Below are 18,798 nucleotides of genomic sequence, written 5' to 3'. Positions count from 1 at the left end.
TGCTTTAAACATGACAAATGTCATCTTTTAAAAGGCGCATCTAAACTAATTTTGAAACATAACTTCTAATAGGTATGAGTGTTATATATATTTTACTAACAGTAAGCATTATTGTTGCAATTATCTTTTTTATTGCCTTTATCATGGCAGTCAAAAACGGACAATTTGACGATAGTTACACACCTTCTGTTCGAATTCTATTTGAAGACGAATTAGTTAAAACTAAATCAAAAACTATAACTAAAAACAACAATAAAGACTAATCACAATTATTATGGAAATGCAGCAATTTTATTACGATAACAAGATTGTTAAAAAGTTTCTTTACGCTACCATGCTCTGGGGAGTTGTAGGTATGTTAGTAGGACTCATTTTAGCGTTCATGTTTTTATTCCCAAATATGACAGATGGGATTTCATGGCTTAGCTTTGGTCGTTTAAGACCACTACACACCAATGCGGTGATTTTTGCATTTGTGGGTAACGCTATTTTTGCTGGAGTATATTACTCTACTCAACGTCTGTTAAAAGCAAGAATGTTTAGCGATTTGCTAAGCAATATAAATTTTTGGGGATGGCAATTAATTATTGTTGGTGCAGCCATTACATTACCATTAGGCTATACCACTTCTAAAGAATATGCAGAGTTAGAATGGCCTTTTGATATTGCAATTGCATTAATTTGGGTAGCTTTTGGAGCAAACTTAATTGGTACGATGTTAAAACGTCGTCAGCGTCATTTATACGTTGCTATCTGGTTTTACATTGCTACGTTTGTTACAGTTGCAGTGTTACATATTTTTAATAGTTTAGAGTTACCAGTTAGTTTAACTGGTATGAAAAGTTATTCGGTTTATGCTGGTGTACAGGATGCCTTAGTACAATGGTGGTATGGTCATAATGCGGTTGCCTTTTTCTTAACCACGCCTTTCTTGGGATTAATGTACTATTTTGTACCTAAAGCAGCTAACAGACCTGTATATTCATATAGATTATCCATCGTACACTTTTGGTCGTTAATCTTTATTTACATTTGGGCAGGACCTCACCACTTATTATATACCGCTTTACCAGAATGGGCTCAGAATTTAGGAGTTACCTTTTCTGTGATGTTATTAATGCCTTCTTGGGGAGGAATGATAAACGGACTGTTAACGCTTCGTGGTGCTTGGGACAAAGTTCGTGTAGATCCTGTACTTAAGTTTATGGTAGTAGCTATTACAGGTTATGGTATGGCTACGTTTGAAGGTCCAATGCTATCACTTAAAAACGTAAATGCAATTGCTCACTTTACAGATTGGATCATTGCACACGTACACGTAGGTGCGTTAGCTTGGAATGGGTTTTTAACTTTTGGTATGATTTACTATTTAGTACCAAAATTATTTAAAACAAAATTACACTCGTTGCCACTTGCCAATCTTCACTTTTGGATGGGTACCTTAGGAATAATTATGTACGCTTTACCAATGTATGTTGCTGGATTTACACAAGCAAGTATGTGGAAGCAATTCAATCCAGATGGCAATATTAAGTATGGAAATTTTCTTGAAACCGTTACCGAGATTATGCCAATGTACTGGATGCGTGCTATTGGTGGTACCTTGTACTTGGTAGGTATGCTAATTTTAGTATATAATATTATTGTTACTATTAGAAAAGGAAGTGTTGTTGAAGACGAATTAGCTGAAGCTGCAGCATTACAACGTGTCTCTAAAAAACGAGTTGCTGGAGAAGGCTACCATACTTGGCTAGAGCGTAAACCAATTAAATTAACTATATATGCTACTATCGCAATTTTAATTGGTGGAATTATACAGATTGTCCCAACGATTATGGTTAAATCTAATATTCCTACTATTAGTAGTGTAGAACCATATTCGCCATTAGAACTAGAAGGTCGAGATATCTACATACGTGAAGGTTGTGTTGGATGTCACTCGCAAATGGTACGTCCTTTTAGAAGTGAAGTAGAACGTTATGGCGAGTATAGTAAAGCAGGAGAATATGTTTATGACCATCCATTTTTATGGGGAAGTAAACGTACTGGTCCAGATTTACATAGAATAGGTAAAAAGTATAACGACAACTGGCACTTTAACCACATGTATGATCCTCAGGCTATGAATAAAAAATCTATTATGCCAAGATACCAATGGTTAATAGAAGATGAGCTGGATAAATCTCAAACCGAAGCTAAAATGCGTACTATGGTTGCTTTAGGAGTGCCTTATACAGAGAAGGATATAGCTAATGCACAAGCTAATATGTTAGCACAAGGTGCTCAAATTGAAGAAAATCTACATTCAGACCCAGATTTTGTTGAAGCTTATCAAGCTAGTAAACAAAAAGCTGGAGCAGATTTTGTTGAAATGAAAAACAGAGAGATTGTCGCTTTAATTGCTTATCTGCAACGCTTAGGAACAGATATTAATGTTGATGATACAGAAACTACAACCGCACAAAACTAATACGCCATGTTAAAATTTGTAAAAAATCATTTAGAAAGTATTACTGGTATAGAAATATACCCAATACTATCACTGCTTATATTCTTTGGCTTTTTTGTAATACTTTTTTGGTGGGTTCTAACCGCTAAAAAGGATTACATCACTAAAGTTAGTAATATACCATTAGAATTAGACAACCAAAACGATACCGAATCATGAGAAATTTAATCCCATCATACGTCAGAGTTCCTGTTATATTCTTTGCCATCTTTGGATTGGTTGAATATTTTGTAGACTCAGGAGATAAACCAGCCTTTTTAGAGCACCCAATTATCATGTTATTTTTAGCATTGATATTATTTGTATTAATTGCTATTGAAGGTATTGTAGGCTCTATTGAAAACGTATTGTTTCAGAGTTTAGATGAAGAAGCAAAACAGCGTTATTTGGCAAGCAAGACTAAAGTACCTCAGTTTACCAAACTAAAAGCGTGGTATAGCAAGTTAAAAGGAGATGATAAACCTATAGAAGAAGAACACGAAATTATCTTAGACCATAATTACGATGGTATAAAAGAGTTAGACAATAACTTACCACCATGGTGGGTGTATTCTTTTTATATCTCTATTGTATTTGCAGTTGTTTACTTAGCTAAGTATCACATTTTTGATGGAGATACACAACAAGACGAAATAGAGCAAGAGTATGCTCAAGCTAAAATTGAATTAGAAGAATACAAAAAAACAGCTAAAAACCTTGTTGATTTTAATACAGTAACCTTGTTAACAGATGCTGCAGATTTAAAAGCTGGAAAAGCCATTTATACAACTAATTGCGTAGCATGTCATGTGGCAGATGGAGGAGGAGGAATTGGTCCTAATCTTACAGATAAGTATTGGATATTAGGAGGTGATATTAAAAGTGTCTTTAAAACCATATCTGAAGGTGGTCGTTCTGGAAAAGGAATGGTATCGTGGAAAAAAGAAGGTTTAAAACCTGTTGAAATGGCACAAGTAGCAAGTTACGTCTTGTCTTTACAAGGAACAACACCAGCTAGTCCAAAAGATCCTGAAGGACAATTATGGCAACCAGAAGGAGTAGAAGATTTAGAAATCCCTGAAGAAGCTAAAGATATAGAGGTTTTAGAGGTAGAGAAATCTGTTTCTGTAAATGAATAAAGGATAAAAAGAAATGGAAGCTCCAAAAAACGAATCCTTTAGAGACTCGATAGCAACAATAAACGAAGAGGGTAAACGTGCTTGGGTTTTTCCAAAAAAACCAAGTGGTACGTTTTACGATTATAGAAAGTATGTGAGTTACTTTTTATTAGCCTTTTTATTTGCAGCTCCATTTATTAAAATAAATGGGAATCAGTTTTTATTGTTTAATGTAATAGAGCGTCGATTTAATATTTTTGGTTTTCCGTTTTGGCCTCAAGATTTTCACCTATTTGTTATATCAATGATTATTGGTGTAATCTTCATCACATTGTTTACAGTAGCTTTTGGACGTATATTCTGTGGTTGGATTTGTCCGCAAACCATTTTTATGGAAATGGTTTTTAGACGTATCGAATTTTGGATAGATGGAGATAGAGGAAAGCAAATGCGTTTAAAAAAATCGAAGTGGACCTCAGAAAAAATAAAAAAACGAGTATTAAAGCATACCATATTTTTTATCATTTCATTTTTAATCGCTAATATTTTTCTAGCCTATTTAATAGGTAGTGACAAACTATTAGAATATGTAAATGAAGGACCCTTTAAACATGTAGGAACGTTAATTCCTTTATTAATATTTACTGGTTTATTCTACTTTGTGTTTTCTTGGTTCAGAGAACAAGTATGTATCATTGCGTGTCCTTATGGTCGATTACAAGGGGTTCTTTTAGATAATAAATCTATAGTTGTTGCCTATGATCATAAGCGTGGAGAAGGAGAAAACGGACGTAAAAAATGGCGAAAGGATGAGGATAGAGCAGCTTTAGGTCATGGTGATTGTATTGATTGTTTTCAATGCGTACATGTGTGTCCAACAGGTATTGATATTAGAAATGGTACACAATTAGAATGTGTTAATTGTACCGCTTGTATTGACGAGTGTGATACCATTATGGAAAAAGTAGGTTTGCCTACAGGATTAATACGTTATGCTAGCGAAGCCAATATTGAAGATAAAGAACCATTTAAATGGACCGCACGTCTTAAAGGTTACATCATAGTATTAATTGTGCTTATTGGCGCTTTATTTACCATGTTACAGTTGCGTAACGACATAGAAGCTAATATTTTAAGATTGCCAGGTCAACGTTACGAGCATAAAGGTGAAACCATTATAAGTAATGTGTTTACTTATAAATTAGTTAATAAAACCACAGAAGACATATCTAATGTTAGTTTTAAATTAAGAGCAATAGAGGGTACAATTACATTAGTATCTACAGATAAAAGTTTTGTAGTGCCAGCTCAGGGATTGGCAGAAGGTACTATGTTTATTGAACTTGACGAAAGTCTGCTTAGTGGAGACCGAACCAAAGTAACCGTAGAGGTATACAGTAGTGATAAGTTAATTGAAACAACAACTATAAACTTCTTGGGACCAAGAAGTTTTTAATAAAAAGATATTATGAAATTAAATTGGGGAACGTCTATAGTTATTGCATTTATAGCTTTTATAAGCTTTATCATGTACTTTGTTATTAGTATGAATGTTAATAAAGACCTAGATCATGACTTGGTAAGTGAAGATTATTACAAACAAGAATTAGAGTATCAAAACGATATTAATAAAGAAGAAAACTCAAAAGAATTAACGTCTAAACTAACTTGGAAAAAAACTCCGGAAGGCATGATTATTAGTTTTCCAGAAGACCTAGATTATAGCGCCATTTCAGGAAAAGTGTTCCTATATAGACCATCTAACAAACAACTAGACTTCGAAACCACAATTTTGTTGTCTAATCACAATTTGCTCATACCTGACAAACGTTTGTTGGATGGTCGTTGGAACATTAAAATAGATTGGATGTACAACGATAAAAACTATATGTTTAAAGAAGATATTACTTATTAAATGCTTTTATCCGCAATTATATTTGGTCTTTTAGGAAGCTTCCACTGTGTTGGGATGTGTGGTCCTATTGCCTTTATGCTACCTGTGGATAGAAGTAATTCGTTTAAAAAAGTGAGTCAAATAACCGCTTACCACATTGGTCGTTTGTTAGCTTACAGTATTATTGGATTAGTTTTTGGTTTAATAGGTAAAAGCCTTTATATTTTTGGTTTACAACAAAAACTATCTATTATTATTGGAGCGTTAATGATAGTGGTTATTATATTTCCATATAAAAAAATAGGTCAACACTTAATAGTTAAACCAATTTTTAAAGCTGTAGGATTTGTAAAAAAACAAATGGGACAAGCTTTAAAAAAGAAAACTGCAGACACCTTTTTAACTATTGGGTTTTTAAACGGGTTTTTACCATGTGGTTTAGTTTATATGGCAGTTTTTGGTGCAATTGCAACAGGAACAGCTCTGCAAGGTAGTTTATATATGGCATTTTTTGGTTTAGGGACTATTCCGTTAATGACTACAGCTATATATCTTGGTAAATTTTTAAATACAACCATTAAACAACGTATCCAAAAAGTTATTCCTGTTTTTGTTGTAGTTATTGGTGCACTATTTATATTAAGAGGTTTAGGTCTTGGCATTCCTTTTATATCTCCAAGTCCTGTGGTGGAGATGGTGCAAAGCAGTATTGATTGTCATTAATAGTTTTTTTAATTGTTCGCCATCTAATTTCGACTTAAAGTCGTAAATTAGAAAAAGCTATTGACATAAAATTTTATTCTTATTTAAATGAAAAACATATTATTACTTACCGATTTTTCAGAAAGTTCTAAAAATGCAATACACTATGCTTTACAGCTATTAGAGGCTCAAACTTTAAAATGTCATTTGGTTTATGTGCATAAAGCATCAACATTTACTTCTGCAGATTTAATGACCACAGGTAACGACAATTTGTATGCTTCAATAGTAAAATCTCCTAAAGAAGATTTAGAAGATTTAATGGCAACGCTTCAAAACAACTATAAAAACAACAATCACACATTCTCTATTCATATAGATTATGATGTGTTTACAGACGCTATTAATCAGTTAGTAGAGCTTCAAACTATAGATTTAATAGTTATGGGTACCAATGGTGTTACTGGAGCAGATGAGGTAGTGTTTGGTAGTAATACGTTAAACGTCATTAGAAAAGTAAATTGCCCAACACTTATTATTCCTAAGGATTATAATTTTGCTAAGCCTAAAGAGGTATTAATTCCTTTAGACGAAAACGATGAATTAAATAGCAAAAGACTACAAGTCATTTTGGAATTAGTGGATAAAAAAGATGCTAAATACCATATTTTGAGAATTACAGAATCTGCTGAAAATAATTCGATTACAGCAAAAGATGCCAAAGCATTAAAATCATTATTTAAAGCTTCAGATTATGATTATCATAACATAACTAATGTGCCAATGCATCATGTAGTAGATACCTATGTGCAAACTCATGCAATAGATTTTGAAGTGTTTATCATCCAAAAAACAAGCTTTTTGGAGCGTTTATTTTCTGGCTCTCCAATAACTAAGCACAGTAAAATTGCATCAATTCCTTTATTTATTTTACATGATTAAGTGGAGATGATACTTGCAATGCCTATTAAAAGAATAAGTATTAAAACAAAGTTTCTAAATTGGTCTTGAGAGATTTTATTCAATATTTTCTTCCCTATGTAAGTACCAACAATGCTTACTATGATTAAGATAGGGATCAAGTATAAATCATGTTTGTGAATGTATCCGTTTTGATAATAGACAATAGATCTACTAAAATCTACCCCTAAATCTATAACTGCTGAGGTGGCAATAAACTTTTCTTTATTCATTTTAAAGGCAGACAAAGTAATGCCTCTTATAGCTCCACCAGTACCCAATAACCCAGCACTTAGACCTGATAATGCTCCACCAATAACTGCGTTACTATTTTTGTCTTTAATTTTTAGTTGTCTAAAAATTAAAAAGACTAAGCTTAAAATAATTAAAAATCCACCTAAAAAATAAGTCAGAATTTTTGGGTCAAAAAACTGACTTAAATAAGCACCTAATGACACAAAAATTATAGCAGGTATACCTAAATATAAAACCACACGTTTGTCAATACCTTTTCTAAAAAAGCCAATTTTAATAATATTACTAGAAAGGTGAAAAAGCGCAGTAATACCTAATACACTTTGAAAATCGAAAAAGAAGTTAGCAACAGGTACAAAAAAAACAGACGATCCAAATCCACCAACAGTGCCCAATATTTCTGCTAGTAAGACTAAGAATATAAAAACACCAAAGTATTTAGATAGCATATTTTTATTCTTTTAATGGTATGATTCCGTCCTCTTCCAATACCAGAATAAGTAATTTTGAATAGTCATTAACCGTTTCGTTTATATTTTCTGGATCAATAATGTCTATGTACCCTTTCCAGATTAAAGTACGCTCTTTAGTAGGACAAATGCAATATATAGAGGTTTCTGCATTATAAACTTGATATTCTTTGTAAGCATCAGGATTAAAAAATTGATCTTGATACATTAAATAGTCATCATTAAACCGTTTATGATTGTTGTCAAGGTCAGAATAGTCTTCTTTGTATTTTATTTTATTTTTTATCCCAACAACTTTGCTAAATATTATAGCATTATAGCCTTCTTTAAGAAGTTTTTCTTCCAATAGGTTTAAATCTTCTTCAGTTCTTTTTTTTAATAGAACGTCTGTCTCTAAGATGTTTAAACTAGTTGTGGCTTCAATACCTCTAATAGCAAATTGACTTTGTAATTTTTTTTCAAATTTTTCTTTTGCTTCTAAATGGTCTGTTAAACCAATAATAAACACCTTCTCTAGCGTGTAATTATCGGCTTCTGGACTTATCCAACGGTCTTTTAATTGTGTACTATCACAACTATAAAATAGTAGAATTAAGAAAGGATAGATTAAATTTTTCATACATTTTATTTTAATAAATGTTCTTCTTTATCTGTTTTCATTAATTGTTTAACTAACTCAAAAATCTCAAATTTTACTGCTTTATAATCAAAATAAAATGAGCTTATGGTTTTGGTAAATTCTTGATGTTCTGCTTTGTACTTGTTTTCCTTTTCAAGCTCATCCTTACCATCTACCATAATTTGTAACTCGTTTTCGTGTCTTTTTAAAGCAGTTAAAAGTTTTTGATTGCCTCGTTTGGTTCTTTGTAATGCTGTTGCTACATTTTGTGCTCTGTCTAAAGCATCACTATCAATAATTTTTTGCGTGTAATTGGTTATTAAATCTTCTAAAAACAGTTGTTCGTCTTTAATAAAATTTAGATCAGACAACCAATTTTTTGACATTTCATGCATACGATCTGCACTATACCATTCTGTAATTTTTTCTTGTTTATGTGTTTTCATGTTGTTGAGTTTTTATTGTTATCAGGAATTACTAAAAAAGGGACATGTGGTTCAAATCCTATTTTTTTAATAATAGGTTCGTTAAAATAGCGTTCAAAAATGCTATGCTTATAATTAACCATAACTAACAAGTCTATTTCTAAATCATCAATAAATGTATTAATGATTTCAGCTTTTTTTGCATAATTTGGTACCGAGTGGTAATGTGTTTCAAAACCTTCAAAACTCTTTTTTAAAACCGTTAAATTGTATTGTTGAAGGTCTGTTAATGGTTTGTCTGTTTGAATATTTATAACTCTTAAAACTGCATTATTATCAAAAGCAAAATTGTTTATAGTTTTAAGTTCTTTATCATTATAAAATCTGTTTAAATCTGTTGAGAATACTATTTGTTTGATTGGTTTATAATCATACTCATCAGGAACAATTAATACTGGACATTTTTTATTCTTATCTACTAAACTAACGGTGTTGCTTCCTAAAAACATTGATTTATTTTTGGTTTTACCTTTAGTTCCCATAATAATTAAATCTATTGGGTAGTCATCAATACAACTTTTAACTGCTTGATTAAGAGTTGAAAATTTAATATCAGTCTGAAACGTATGATTGGCATTAGCATCACTAACCATAATTTGCTGTTTTAACTCTTCTAACTGCGCGTTACTTTGTTTCATGATGCTTTTTATGTAAACATCTGATAAAGCTGATAAAGAGGAAGGTGCTAAAGGCTCTGTATGTAGTAAATAAAATTTACAAACATCATTTTTAAAAAGCTTTACAGCATATACCAAAGCACTCCAAGCATTATCGGAAAAATCTGTTGGTATTAATATATGTTTCATTACTACTACGTTTAATAATTACCTAAAGTTACTAGTAAACCAGTAGAAAAAACATGATAATTATTAGGTTTTAAAAAGAAAAACCTACCACAATGATTGCTCATTATGATAGGTTTTATCAACTAACTAAAATTTAAGATTTATTTTTTTCTAAATGTTACTACAGGTAATGATGCGTGATTTGCAATATCTTCCGAAATGCTTCCAGATAAAAAATGAGCAAATCCAGTACGACCATGAGTTGCTACTGCTATAGCATCTGCACCAGATACATTAGCATAATTTAACACACCCTTTTCTACAGTATAGTCAGAGATAAATTTTACTTCCGACAACTTATCTAAGTTACCATCTGCTTTTTGTAAAAAATCAGCAACAGTTTGTTCCATTTCTGACGAGCTGCTAAAATTATCACCAGGTGTATTGATATAAATTAAATGCAAGTTAGAGCCTAATTTTTCAAATAATTTACTAGCATTTAAATAGGGTGTTACTGCGTTTTCTGAAAAATCTGATGCAAAAACCACATTATCAAAACTAAGATTTGTAGGTTTATTTTTAACCACTAATACAGGTATTTCTGCATGCCTCACTACTTTTTCTGTGTTAGAACCAACAAAAATTTCTTTTAAACCACTACTACCATGAGATCCCATAACTATTAAGTCTGCGTTATGCTGTTGTGCTACATCATTGACCTCACTAAACACTTTAAAATGTTTTACAATGGGAGTAACATTTACACCTTCTAAATAGTCTTGTTGTAAGAATTCACTAAAGCGTTTTTCGGCTAATTTCATAAAGAAAATAGTTTCAGCTTGTAAATCTGTTTCACCTTTGGTTAATATGGTTTCGGAGATTTCTAACATGTGTAATGCTAATATGTCTGCATTATATTTTTTTGCTAAAATAGCTGCAGATTCTAATGCATAATTTGAATGTTCTGAGAAATCTACTGGTACGATTATTTTTTTCATCTTTAGGGTTTTAAGGGTTATGGATTTAGTATAAAAATAACAATCATTTAGTAGAATGATTTGTCATTTATAGATTAATTAACAGTTTAAATTGTCATCGAAAACAGTTGTGTTTCAGGTTTGTTACGTTGTAATAGCAGGTCAAAAGCCATACATATATTTCTAACAAATGGTTTGCCTTTTTCTGTAATAAAAATTTGATTTAATTCTATTTTTAGTAACCCATCATTTTGCATTTCTTGAAGCTTCAAAATTACTTCGGGTACATCTTCAAAATATAATCCGTTTGCCATCCAGCTAGTTTTAAAATGACACATGAGATTTAAAATATGTTGCCTTATAATTAAGTCTTCTTTAGACAATATATGTCCTCTAAAAACAGGGATTGTATTATTATCTAATAATTGATAGTAATCTTCCAATGTTTTAACATTTTGTGCAAATGCATACCAACTGTCGCTTATAGAAGACACACCTAAGCCAATCATAGCTTTAGTTTTAGAGGCGGTATAACCCATAAAGTTACGATGCATCGTTTCAGATTTACTGGCTGTATAAAGCGCATCTGTTTTTAAAGCAAAATGGTCCATACCAATATCATGGTATCCTGCTTCTGCTAATAATGTTTTACCTAATTGGTACTGGTTTTGTTTAATACTTGGTGCAGGTAAATCACTGTCTTTAAACCCTCGTTGACCATTACCTTTTATCCAAGGGACATGTGCATAGCTATAAAATGCAATACGATCTGGTAAAAGTTGCTTTGTTTTTTTTATAGTTTCTTCAACGTGCGCTTCCGTTTGAAACGGTAAACCAAAAATTATATCATGACCAATAGAGGTATATCCAATGGATCTGGCTTGTTCTGTGACACGCTTAACGTTTTCAAAAGGTTGTAATCTATGGATGGCTTTCTGTACAATAGGATTGTAATCTTGCACTCCAAAACTAACACGCTTAAACCCTAAATCAAAAAGAGTTTGTAAATGCGTTTTGGTAGTATTGTTTGGATGACCTTCAAAACTAAATTCATAATCATCTGCTAAAGTGGCTTTTTGTTTTATTCCGTGTATTAAAAGAGTTAAATTTTCAGGAGAAAAAAAGGTGGGTGTTCCACCTCCTAAATGCAACTCTTTAATCATTGGTTTTTGATCAAATAATTTGCAATACAAAGACCATTCTTTTAAAACCGCTTTAATGTAAGGAGTTTCTACCTCATGACGTTTAGTGATGCGTTTATTGCACCCACAAAAGGTGCACAAACTTTCGCAGAAAGGAAGATGAATATATAGGCTAATACCTTCAGATGTATTACTCTCATTAAATGCTTGAATTAATGTTTGTTTCCATTGTTTGATAGAAAATAGAGCCTCATTCCAATACGGAACAGTAGGATAGCTGGTATACCTTGGACCAGCGACGTTATATTTATTTACTAAAGAAAAGCACATACTTTAACTTTTTTTGATAAGTCAAAGTTAGCTGAGAAATTAATTTTAAAATATGATAGATGTCATAAAAGCAGCAATAATAGTTGGCTAGTCTAAAATTGCTTTGATGGTGTCGTAATTAATTGCTTTAAAATCCGAGATCACTAAATCGGCTTTAGAATAATCCTGATTTTTAGAATGTAAACTATCATAACCAATACAAAAACTGCCTGCTGCTTTAGCTGCAAGTATTCCGTTTGTAGAATCCTCGATAACAATACACTCTTGTTGTGAGAAACCTGCTAATTGAGCTGCTTTTTCAAAAATTTCGGGATGTGGTTTAGAAGCTTTTAAATCTGCACCACTAATTTTTGCTTTAAAATATTGGTCTAAATTAAAACGTGTAAAGACTTTGTTAATGGTTCCCATAGAGGCAGAAGAGGCTAATACTAAAGTTAGACCATTATTGTAATAATCTTGTATAATATCTAAAACACCATCCAGCAATGTTAAGCTCTCGTCATGATTAAATAACCCATTAAAATGGTTGCGTTTACACAACTCTAGTTCTAAAGCTGTATGATCTAGTTTAAAGTGATTGACAAGTTTTTTACAAATATTTTTTGTGGATTGACCTGTAAAACTTTGATATAAATCTTCATTAACAGTGATGTTAAAATCACTAAACATGTTATAATAAGCTTTGTGGTGTAGTGGTTCCGTATCTACAATAACACCATCCATATCAAATAAAATTGCTTTAACCATTACGTAATTAATTTTTTACGAAGATATTAAAGCAATCTATAATTTCTTCAGTATCACAAGTTACATTTAAGTTAATTACATAACTTTACCTTATTAAAAAGTAAAAAATGTATCAAGAATTACAACAACATTATGGCTATTTGTTTGAAGATGAATTACTTCAAGAAATTAATAATGTAGGAACATACAGAGATATACCTGAAGGCTTAAAGCTTATAGAAATAGGGGATTACATCAAGTCTATGCCTTTATTAGTTAGTGGTGCTATTAAAATATTGAGAGAAGATGATGAAGGAGACGAACTTATTTTATACTTCATAGAACAAGGTGATACGTGTGCTATGACTTTATCTTGTTGTTTAGGAAATTCTAAAAGTGAAATTAGAGCTGTAGCCGAAACAGATACCAAATTAATTATGATTCCAGTATCTAAAATGGAAGAATGGCTAGGTAAATACAAATCATGGCAGCAATTTGTATTACAAAGTTATCACAACCGTATGACAGAACTTTTAGAAGCTATAGATACCATTGCCTTTTTAAAAATGGACGAGCGTTTGTTTAAATACCTAAAAGATAAAGCAATGGTTAATCATAATGATTTAATACACGTCACTCATCAAGAAATTGCAAGAGATTTACATACATCAAGAGTGGTTATATCTAGATTACTAAAAACCCTAGAGATTGATGGTAAAATAGAGTTACATCGCAATAATATTAAAGTTATAGATTTGTAGTAATGTAACTTTTGTTACGCATCAAAACGCCATTAAATACTAGTTTTGTAAACTGAAATTTAAGTTATGGATATACTACAGGTATTTGGGTATTTTGGAGCACTTCTAATAGGTGTTGTTTTAGGTCTTATTGGAGGTGGAGGATCAATATTAACTGTTCCTATATTAGTGTATTTATTATTTGTAAATCCAGTAACAGCAACTGCTTATTCTTTATTTGTTGTTGGTGTGTCTGCATTAGTTGGTGCTATTCAAAATATACAAAAAGGTTTAGTCGACTTTAAAACTGCTATTGTTTTTGCTATACCTGCATTTATTGCGGTGTATTCTACCAGAAAATATATGGTACCTGCAATACCTGAAAAGCTTTTCAGTTTAGGAGGTTTTTTAGTAACCAAAAACATAGCAATCATGCTGTTTTTTGCTTTAGTTATGTTGGTTGCTTCTATTTTTATGATTAAAAATAATTCCAACACTAGTGATGCAGAGTCTACAGTAAAATACAACTATCCATTAATAATTATTGAAGGTATTGTTGTTGGAGTTTTAACAGGAATAGTTGGAGCAGGAGGTGGTTTTTTAATCATTCCAGCATTAGTGTTGTTGGCAAAGTTACCAATGAAAAAAGCAGTTGCCACCTCATTATTAATAATAGCTATTAAGTCGTTAATAGGATTTATAGGTGATGTCGAAAATTTAGAAATAGATTGGTTATTTTTGTTAAGCTTTACAGCAGTATCAGTGGTTGGTATATTTTTGGGAATATATTTATCCAATTTTATTGAAGGTAAAAAATTAAAAAAAGGATTTGGTTGGTTTGTTTTTATTATGGGTATTTACATAATATTTAAAGAATTAACTTAACAACTATGTAACTTTTGTTACTGCAAAAAAATAATTTTCGTACTATTTTTGAATAGAAAATAATACAAGTATTAGTCTAGCCCAAAGGCGAATACATTTTAAAAACAATTAAAAATTTATTAAAAATGAATATACAACAAATATACACAGGATGTTTAGCGCAAGCTGCCTATTACATTGAAAGTAAAGGCGAAGCAGCAATTATAGATCCATTAAGAGAAGTTCAACCTTATATAGAAAAAGCAAAATCTGATAATGCAACAATCAAATATATTTTTGAAACTCATTTTCATGCAGATTTTGTTTCTGGTCATTTAGATTTACAAAACAAAACAGGTGCTCAAATAGTTTTTGGACCTACCGCTAATCCAAATTATAAAGCACTTATAGCAGAAGATAATCAAGTGTTTACAGTGGGTGACTACAAAATTAAAGTCATCCATACACCAGGACATACCATGGAAAGTACCACCTATCTTTTAATAGATGAAAACGGTAAAGAACACGGTATAGTTACAGGAGATACCTTATTTATTGGCGATGTTGGACGTCCAGATTTAGCACAAAAAGTAGCTTCAGATTTAACAAAAGAGAAATTAGCAGGTTATTTGTTTGATTCGCTACGTAATAAAATAATGACACTTCCAGATGATATTATTGTGTATCCAGCACATGGTGCAGGTTCTGCATGTGGTAAAAACATGAGTAAGGAGACTACAGATACGTTGGGTAACCAGAAGAAAACAAACTATGCCTTACGTGCAGACATGACTAAAGAAGAATTTATAGCCGAATTGTTAGACGGTTTATCTGAACCACCAGCTTATTTTCCTCAAAATGTTATGATGAATATTAAAGGGTATGAAAGTTTAGATAAAGTCATGAAGATATCACAAAAGCCTTTATCACCACAAGCTTTTGAAGCTGTTGCAAACGAAACAGATGCTATTGTTTTAGACGTACGTCATCAATCAGAGTTTATAAAAGGACATATTCCTAGATCTATATTTATTGGTATCGATGGTGGATTTGCTCCTTGGGTAGGTGCATTAATTGCAGATGTGAGTCAGCCTATACTTTTAGTTGCGCCAGATGGTAGAGAAGAAGAAGTAATTACACGTTTATCTCGTGTAGGTTTTGATAATGTTGTTGGGTATTTAGAAGGTAGCTTTGAGGCATGGAAAAATGCAGGATTAGAATACGATACATTAACTTCAATTTCTGCAGAAGAATTTGCTAAACGCTATCCAGAAAATAAGGACGTTATTTTTGATGTTAGAAAAGATGGCGAGTTTTCATCAGAACATGTAGATGGTGCAAACCATACGTCATTAGATAATATCAATGACCATTTAAGCGAGTTTCCAGAAGATAAACCGTTTTACATCCATTGTGCAGGAGGTTACAGATCTGTAATTGCAGCGTCGATATTAAAAAGTAGAGGAATCCATAACCTAATTGATGTAGCTGGTGGTTATGGTGCTATTAAGAAAACAGATATACCAAGAACGGACTATGTTTGTCCTTCGACTTTAAAATAATATAAATTTTAGTTAGTAAAAAGCGCGTATTGCAGTAATGTAATACGCGCTTTTTGTGTAACAAAAGTTACTGATAAATAGTGTTTTATTTATTAATTTTATAGGATATAGTTTAAATATGAAAGGAGACTAAAAAAGAATAGTTTTTATCCAAAATTAAAATAATACACACATGAAAACCTCAATAATAATTCAAAACTTAAAATGTGGTGGTTGTGCGCATACCATAACTACAAAGTTATCAGAAATTAAAAACATTACTAATATTAATGTAGATGAAGAAGACAGTAAAGTATCATTTAGTTATATAAATGAAACTGATGCTTTTACAGTAAAAGACGCACTTAAATCTTTAGGCTATCCTTCAATTGATGATACAAATTCATTGACTTCAAAAGCGAAGTCTTTTGCAAGTTGTGCAAAAGGCAAATTTTTAAAATAAATAATATGAAAAAATTAATAGTACTAGGAATGCTTTCTGTTTTTCTATTCAATTGCAACAATTCTAAAAATAAAGAGTTTTCTGCTTTCGAAAAACAAATGGAAGCTAACAATCATCCAGGAAAAAAATTAATGGAAACTCACTGTTATATCTGTCATAGTCCATCAGCTGATCATGACAATAGGCTTGGGCCACCAATGATAGCAGTAAAAAAGCATTATTTAAATGATGACACAACAAAAGAGCAATTTATTACATCTATGCAAAATTGGATAAAAAATCCTAATGTAGACGATGCTAAAATGTATGGAGCTGTAAAACGTTTTGGAGTTATGCCTAAGCAATCATTTCCTGAAGAAACAATAAAGCAAATAGCTGATTATATGTTTGAACATGATATTGACCAACCAGAATGGTTTGAAGAGCATTTTAAAGAAGAAAAAGGGAAGCATAAAAAAATGTAAATTTGAATATGAGCAAATTTTCAGAAATTATTAATAAAGATATTCCTGTTTTAGTAGACTTTTTTGCCACTTGGTGTGGACCTTGTAAAACATTGAGTCCAATATTAAAAGAGGTAAAAGACGATTTAGGTGAAGGTGTTTCAATCATTAAAATTGATGTTGATAAAAATCAAGCTTTAGCTTCAAAATATCAAGTTAGAGGTGTACCAACCATGATTTTGTTTAAAAACGGAAAACAAGTGTGGAGACAATCTGGTGTGCTTCAAAAAAATGATATTATTAATATTATAAAATCAAATTGATGGATTTAAATGAAGACTTCTGGGATAACAGATACCAATCCAATGATATTGGATGGGATTTAGGGAAAATCTCACCACCATTAAAAGCCTATTTTGATCAGTTAACAAATAAGAACTTTAACATTCTAATTCCTGGAGGTGGTAACAGCTATGAAGCCGAATATTTACACAATAATGGTTTTAATAATGTGTATGTTGTGGATGTGTCAAAAACAGCTTTAAATAATTTTAATGCAAGAGTTCCTTCTTTTCCAAAGTCACATCTTGTTAAAAGCGATTTTTTTGATTTAGATATGAGTTTCGATTTAATTATCGAGCAAACTTTTTTTTGTGCTTTAGACCCTAATTTACGTCCAGCTTATGCTGCAAAAGCATCTGAATTGTTACAAGATAAAGGTAAAGTAACTGGTTTACTATTTGATGCACCTTTAAACGACACACATCCTCCTTTTGGAGGTTGTAAAGCAGAATACCTTGAATATTTTAAACCTTATTTTAAAATTAACATTATGGAACAAGCTTATAATTCTATTAAACCTAGGCAAGGAAAAGAATTATTTTTTATTATTCAAAAAAAGAAAATTTCTAAGACCGTGTTTTAAACTTATTTTTTGAATTAATGACAATTGTCATAATAATTAATACTTCCCTTTACTAGTTTTACAATTGAATTTAATCATTAATTATTAGATATGATATTGAAAACTTTTGCCTTATATAATTGGAATAATGGCGTCATTATGATTGCTATTTTTGGATTAGTTTGTGTAGCTCTTGTAGCTATTTTAATTAATTTTATGACTAATAGTGATAAAAAGAAATCAAATAAATAATTAAAAATCAATTGTTTAATAAGTAACTAGCTACTATGTAACTTTAGTTACTTTTTATGTTGACAAAAATCCATTTCTTTGTCAAAAAAAAATTATGCTCAATCCCTTACCTTGGTTTATTGCTGGACCTTTAATAGCAATAATTATGTTTTTACTTTTAAGATTAGGTAAAACATTTGGAATGTCTTCAAATTTAAGAACCATATGCTCTATGTCTGGAGCTGGTCGATTCTCTAGTTTCTTTTGTACAAACTGGAGAGATAATATTTGGAGTTTGGTTGTGCTTTTAGGCGTAATTTCTGGAGGGATATTTGCCTTCCAAGTGCTAAAAGTAGATCCACCTCAGATAAACGAAGACGTTGTTAATCAGTTAAACGCCTATGGATTTGACAGTGTCAATTCTTCTTATTTCCCAGCAGAACTATTTAGTTTGGATCAACTATTAACTGTTAAAGGTTTTGCTATTATATTAATAGCAGGTTTTTTAGTTGGTTTTGGTGCACGTTATGCTGGAGGATGTACTTCTGGTCATGCCATTATGGGACTAAGTAATTTACAAAGACCGTCATTATTTTCAGTAATTGGTTTTTTTATTGGAGGTTTAGTCATGGTTCATTTAATATTCCCTTTAATTTTTTAA

23 protein-coding genes are annotated in these 18,798 nt (G+C 31.3%); 16 read left to right on the top strand and 7 right to left on the bottom strand.

The window, feature by feature from the left end:
• The first annotated feature begins 74 nt into the window (after positions 1-74).
• The 8 genes from ccoS to LY08_RS06300 all read left to right on the top strand — a co-directional run bounded on the left by ccoS (position 75) and on the right by LY08_RS06300 (position 7,144).
• Positions 75-263: a cbb3-type cytochrome oxidase assembly protein CcoS gene (gene ccoS, locus LY08_RS06335; RefSeq protein ID WP_111659605.1), complete on the top strand. Its 189-nt coding sequence runs from the start codon at positions 75-77 to the stop codon at positions 261-263.
• 11 nt (positions 264-274) lie between these two features.
• A complete protein-coding gene (gene ccoN / locus LY08_RS06330) occupies positions 275-2,470 on the top strand; it encodes a cytochrome-c oxidase, cbb3-type subunit I (RefSeq protein ID WP_111659604.1) in 2,196 nt (731 codons plus the stop codon).
• 6 nt (positions 2,471-2,476) lie between these two features.
• Positions 2,477-2,668 (top strand): CcoQ/FixQ family Cbb3-type cytochrome c oxidase assembly chaperone, encoded by a 192-nt coding sequence (locus tag LY08_RS13625; protein WP_111659603.1) that lies wholly within the window; start codon positions 2,477-2,479, stop codon positions 2,666-2,668.
• Entirely contained in the window at positions 2,665-3,627 is a 963-nt protein-coding gene (locus tag LY08_RS06320) for a cbb3-type cytochrome c oxidase N-terminal domain-containing protein (RefSeq protein WP_111659602.1), read from the top strand. The genes LY08_RS13625 and LY08_RS06320 overlap by 4 nt, the downstream gene beginning before the upstream one ends.
• A gap of 13 nt (positions 3,628-3,640) precedes the next feature.
• Positions 3,641-5,062 (top strand): cytochrome c oxidase accessory protein CcoG, encoded by a 1,422-nt coding sequence (gene ccoG, locus LY08_RS06315; RefSeq protein ID WP_111659601.1) that lies wholly within the window; start codon positions 3,641-3,643, stop codon positions 5,060-5,062.
• Positions 5,063-5,074: 12 nt separating this feature from the next.
• Positions 5,075-5,521, top strand: a complete 447-nt coding sequence (locus LY08_RS06310) for a FixH family protein (RefSeq protein WP_111659600.1) — start codon at positions 5,075-5,077, stop codon at positions 5,519-5,521.
• Positions 5,522-6,223 carry a sulfite exporter TauE/SafE family protein gene (locus tag LY08_RS06305; protein ID WP_111659599.1) on the top strand — a complete coding sequence of 234 codons (702 nt, stop codon included), beginning with the start codon at positions 5,522-5,524 and terminating at the stop codon, positions 6,221-6,223.
• Positions 6,224-6,310: 87 nt separating this feature from the next.
• Positions 6,311-7,144, top strand: coding sequence for a universal stress protein (locus LY08_RS06300; protein ID WP_111659598.1), 834 nt, complete (start codon positions 6,311-6,313; stop codon positions 7,142-7,144).
• Here the strand turns inward: LY08_RS06300 and LY08_RS06295 are convergent.
• The 7 genes from LY08_RS06295 to LY08_RS06265 all read right to left on the bottom strand — a co-directional run bounded on the left by LY08_RS06295 (position 7,141) and on the right by LY08_RS06265 (position 12,972).
• On the bottom strand, positions 7,141-7,866 hold the full coding sequence (locus tag LY08_RS06295) for a sulfite exporter TauE/SafE family protein (protein ID WP_111659597.1): 726 nt from the start codon (positions 7,864-7,866) through the stop codon (positions 7,141-7,143). The two genes, LY08_RS06300 and LY08_RS06295, sit on opposite strands and share 4 nt — an antisense overlap.
• A gap of 4 nt (positions 7,867-7,870) precedes the next feature.
• Positions 7,871-8,506 carry a hypothetical protein gene (locus tag LY08_RS06290; protein WP_111659596.1) on the bottom strand — a complete coding sequence of 212 codons (636 nt, stop codon included), beginning with the start codon at positions 8,504-8,506 and terminating at the stop codon, positions 7,871-7,873.
• 5 nt (positions 8,507-8,511) lie between these two features.
• Positions 8,512-8,952, bottom strand: coding sequence for a hypothetical protein (locus LY08_RS06285; protein ID WP_111659595.1), 441 nt, complete (start codon positions 8,950-8,952; stop codon positions 8,512-8,514).
• Positions 8,949-9,797, bottom strand: a complete 849-nt coding sequence (locus LY08_RS06280) for a universal stress protein (protein ID WP_111659594.1) — start codon at positions 9,795-9,797, stop codon at positions 8,949-8,951. The genes LY08_RS06285 and LY08_RS06280 overlap by 4 nt, the downstream gene beginning before the upstream one ends.
• Before the next feature lie 140 nt (positions 9,798-9,937).
• A complete protein-coding gene (locus LY08_RS06275) occupies positions 9,938-10,774 on the bottom strand; it encodes a universal stress protein (RefSeq protein ID WP_111659593.1) in 837 nt (278 codons plus the stop codon).
• Positions 10,775-10,860: 86 nt separating this feature from the next.
• The gene (hemN, locus tag LY08_RS06270) at positions 10,861-12,225 is read right to left on the bottom strand and encodes an oxygen-independent coproporphyrinogen III oxidase (protein WP_111659592.1); all 1,365 of its coding nucleotides are present in this window, start codon (positions 12,223-12,225) and stop codon (positions 10,861-10,863) included.
• A gap of 87 nt (positions 12,226-12,312) precedes the next feature.
• Complete coding sequence (locus LY08_RS06265) at positions 12,313-12,972, bottom strand: HAD family hydrolase (RefSeq protein WP_111659591.1); 660 nt, start codon at positions 12,970-12,972, stop codon at positions 12,313-12,315.
• A gap of 107 nt (positions 12,973-13,079) precedes the next feature.
• Here LY08_RS06265 and LY08_RS06260 point away from each other — a divergent pair, with 107 nt between their 5' ends.
• The 8 genes from LY08_RS06260 to LY08_RS06225 all read left to right on the top strand — a co-directional run bounded on the left by LY08_RS06260 (position 13,080) and on the right by LY08_RS06225 (position 18,798).
• Positions 13,080-13,712 (top strand): Crp/Fnr family transcriptional regulator, encoded by a 633-nt coding sequence (locus LY08_RS06260; RefSeq protein WP_111659590.1) that lies wholly within the window; start codon positions 13,080-13,082, stop codon positions 13,710-13,712.
• Between the two features lie 66 nt (positions 13,713-13,778).
• Positions 13,779-14,576, top strand: coding sequence for a sulfite exporter TauE/SafE family protein (locus LY08_RS06255; RefSeq protein WP_111659589.1), 798 nt, complete (start codon positions 13,779-13,781; stop codon positions 14,574-14,576).
• Positions 14,577-14,701: 125 nt separating this feature from the next.
• Complete coding sequence (locus tag LY08_RS06250) at positions 14,702-16,117, top strand: MBL fold metallo-hydrolase (protein WP_111659588.1); 1,416 nt, start codon at positions 14,702-14,704, stop codon at positions 16,115-16,117.
• 172 nt (positions 16,118-16,289) lie between these two features.
• Positions 16,290-16,559, top strand: coding sequence for a heavy-metal-associated domain-containing protein (locus tag LY08_RS06245; RefSeq protein WP_111659587.1), 270 nt, complete (start codon positions 16,290-16,292; stop codon positions 16,557-16,559).
• 5 nt (positions 16,560-16,564) lie between these two features.
• The gene (locus tag LY08_RS06240) at positions 16,565-17,023 is read left to right on the top strand and encodes a c-type cytochrome (protein WP_111659586.1); all 459 of its coding nucleotides are present in this window, start codon (positions 16,565-16,567) and stop codon (positions 17,021-17,023) included.
• A gap of 8 nt (positions 17,024-17,031) precedes the next feature.
• The gene (gene trxA / locus LY08_RS06235) at positions 17,032-17,325 is read left to right on the top strand and encodes a thioredoxin (protein ID WP_111659585.1); all 294 of its coding nucleotides are present in this window, start codon (positions 17,032-17,034) and stop codon (positions 17,323-17,325) included.
• Positions 17,325-17,927 (top strand): methyltransferase domain-containing protein, encoded by a 603-nt coding sequence (locus LY08_RS06230; RefSeq protein ID WP_111659584.1) that lies wholly within the window; start codon positions 17,325-17,327, stop codon positions 17,925-17,927. The genes trxA and LY08_RS06230 overlap by 1 nt, the downstream gene beginning before the upstream one ends.
• Positions 17,928-18,252: 325 nt before the next feature.
• Positions 18,253-18,798 carry a YeeE/YedE family protein gene (locus LY08_RS06225; protein ID WP_111659583.1) on the top strand — a complete coding sequence of 182 codons (546 nt, stop codon included), beginning with the start codon at positions 18,253-18,255 and terminating at the stop codon, positions 18,796-18,798.

Origin of the sequence: Olleya aquimaris, assembly GCF_003259525.1 — a bacterium.
GTDB classification, from domain to species: domain Bacteria; phylum Bacteroidota; class Bacteroidia; order Flavobacteriales; family Flavobacteriaceae; genus Olleya; species Olleya aquimaris.
Note: the sequence above shows the minus strand (reverse complement) of the source record. Positions and strands in the feature narration are given on the sequence as shown.

Excerpts from the sequence above, each read along its gene's own strand:
- ccoS (WP_111659605.1), top strand. The coding sequence starts at position 75 with ATGAGTGTTATATATATTTTACTAACAGTAAGCATTATTGTTGCAATT.
- ccoN (WP_111659604.1), top strand. The coding sequence starts at position 275 with ATGGAAATGCAGCAATTTTATTACGATAACAAGATTGTTAAAAAGTTT.
- LY08_RS13625 (WP_111659603.1), top strand. The coding sequence starts at position 2,477 with ATGTTAAAATTTGTAAAAAATCATTTAGAAAGTATTACTGGTATAGAA.
- LY08_RS06320 (WP_111659602.1), top strand. The coding sequence starts at position 2,665 with ATGAGAAATTTAATCCCATCATACGTCAGAGTTCCTGTTATATTCTTT.
- ccoG (WP_111659601.1), top strand. The coding sequence starts at position 3,641 with ATGGAAGCTCCAAAAAACGAATCCTTTAGAGACTCGATAGCAACAATA.
- LY08_RS06310 (WP_111659600.1), top strand. The coding sequence starts at position 5,075 with ATGAAATTAAATTGGGGAACGTCTATAGTTATTGCATTTATAGCTTTT.
- LY08_RS06305 (WP_111659599.1), top strand. The coding sequence starts at position 5,522 with ATGCTTTTATCCGCAATTATATTTGGTCTTTTAGGAAGCTTCCACTGT.
- LY08_RS06300 (WP_111659598.1), top strand. The coding sequence starts at position 6,311 with ATGAAAAACATATTATTACTTACCGATTTTTCAGAAAGTTCTAAAAAT.
- LY08_RS06295 (WP_111659597.1), bottom strand. The coding sequence starts at position 7,866 with ATGCTATCTAAATACTTTGGTGTTTTTATATTCTTAGTCTTACTAGCA.
- LY08_RS06290 (WP_111659596.1), bottom strand. The coding sequence starts at position 8,506 with ATGAAAAATTTAATCTATCCTTTCTTAATTCTACTATTTTATAGTTGT.
- LY08_RS06285 (WP_111659595.1), bottom strand. The coding sequence starts at position 8,952 with ATGAAAACACATAAACAAGAAAAAATTACAGAATGGTATAGTGCAGAT.
- LY08_RS06280 (WP_111659594.1), bottom strand. The coding sequence starts at position 9,797 with ATGAAACATATATTAATACCAACAGATTTTTCCGATAATGCTTGGAGT.
- LY08_RS06275 (WP_111659593.1), bottom strand. The coding sequence starts at position 10,774 with ATGAAAAAAATAATCGTACCAGTAGATTTCTCAGAACATTCAAATTAT.
- hemN (WP_111659592.1), bottom strand. The coding sequence starts at position 12,225 with ATGTGCTTTTCTTTAGTAAATAAATATAACGTCGCTGGTCCAAGGTAT.
- LY08_RS06265 (WP_111659591.1), bottom strand. The coding sequence starts at position 12,972 with ATGGTTAAAGCAATTTTATTTGATATGGATGGTGTTATTGTAGATACG.
- LY08_RS06260 (WP_111659590.1), top strand. The coding sequence starts at position 13,080 with ATGTATCAAGAATTACAACAACATTATGGCTATTTGTTTGAAGATGAA.
- LY08_RS06255 (WP_111659589.1), top strand. The coding sequence starts at position 13,779 with ATGGATATACTACAGGTATTTGGGTATTTTGGAGCACTTCTAATAGGT.
- LY08_RS06250 (WP_111659588.1), top strand. The coding sequence starts at position 14,702 with ATGAATATACAACAAATATACACAGGATGTTTAGCGCAAGCTGCCTAT.
- LY08_RS06245 (WP_111659587.1), top strand. The coding sequence starts at position 16,290 with ATGAAAACCTCAATAATAATTCAAAACTTAAAATGTGGTGGTTGTGCG.
- LY08_RS06240 (WP_111659586.1), top strand. The coding sequence starts at position 16,565 with ATGAAAAAATTAATAGTACTAGGAATGCTTTCTGTTTTTCTATTCAAT.
- trxA (WP_111659585.1), top strand. The coding sequence starts at position 17,032 with ATGAGCAAATTTTCAGAAATTATTAATAAAGATATTCCTGTTTTAGTA.
- LY08_RS06230 (WP_111659584.1), top strand. The coding sequence starts at position 17,325 with ATGGATTTAAATGAAGACTTCTGGGATAACAGATACCAATCCAATGAT.
- LY08_RS06225 (WP_111659583.1), top strand. The coding sequence starts at position 18,253 with ATGCTCAATCCCTTACCTTGGTTTATTGCTGGACCTTTAATAGCAATA.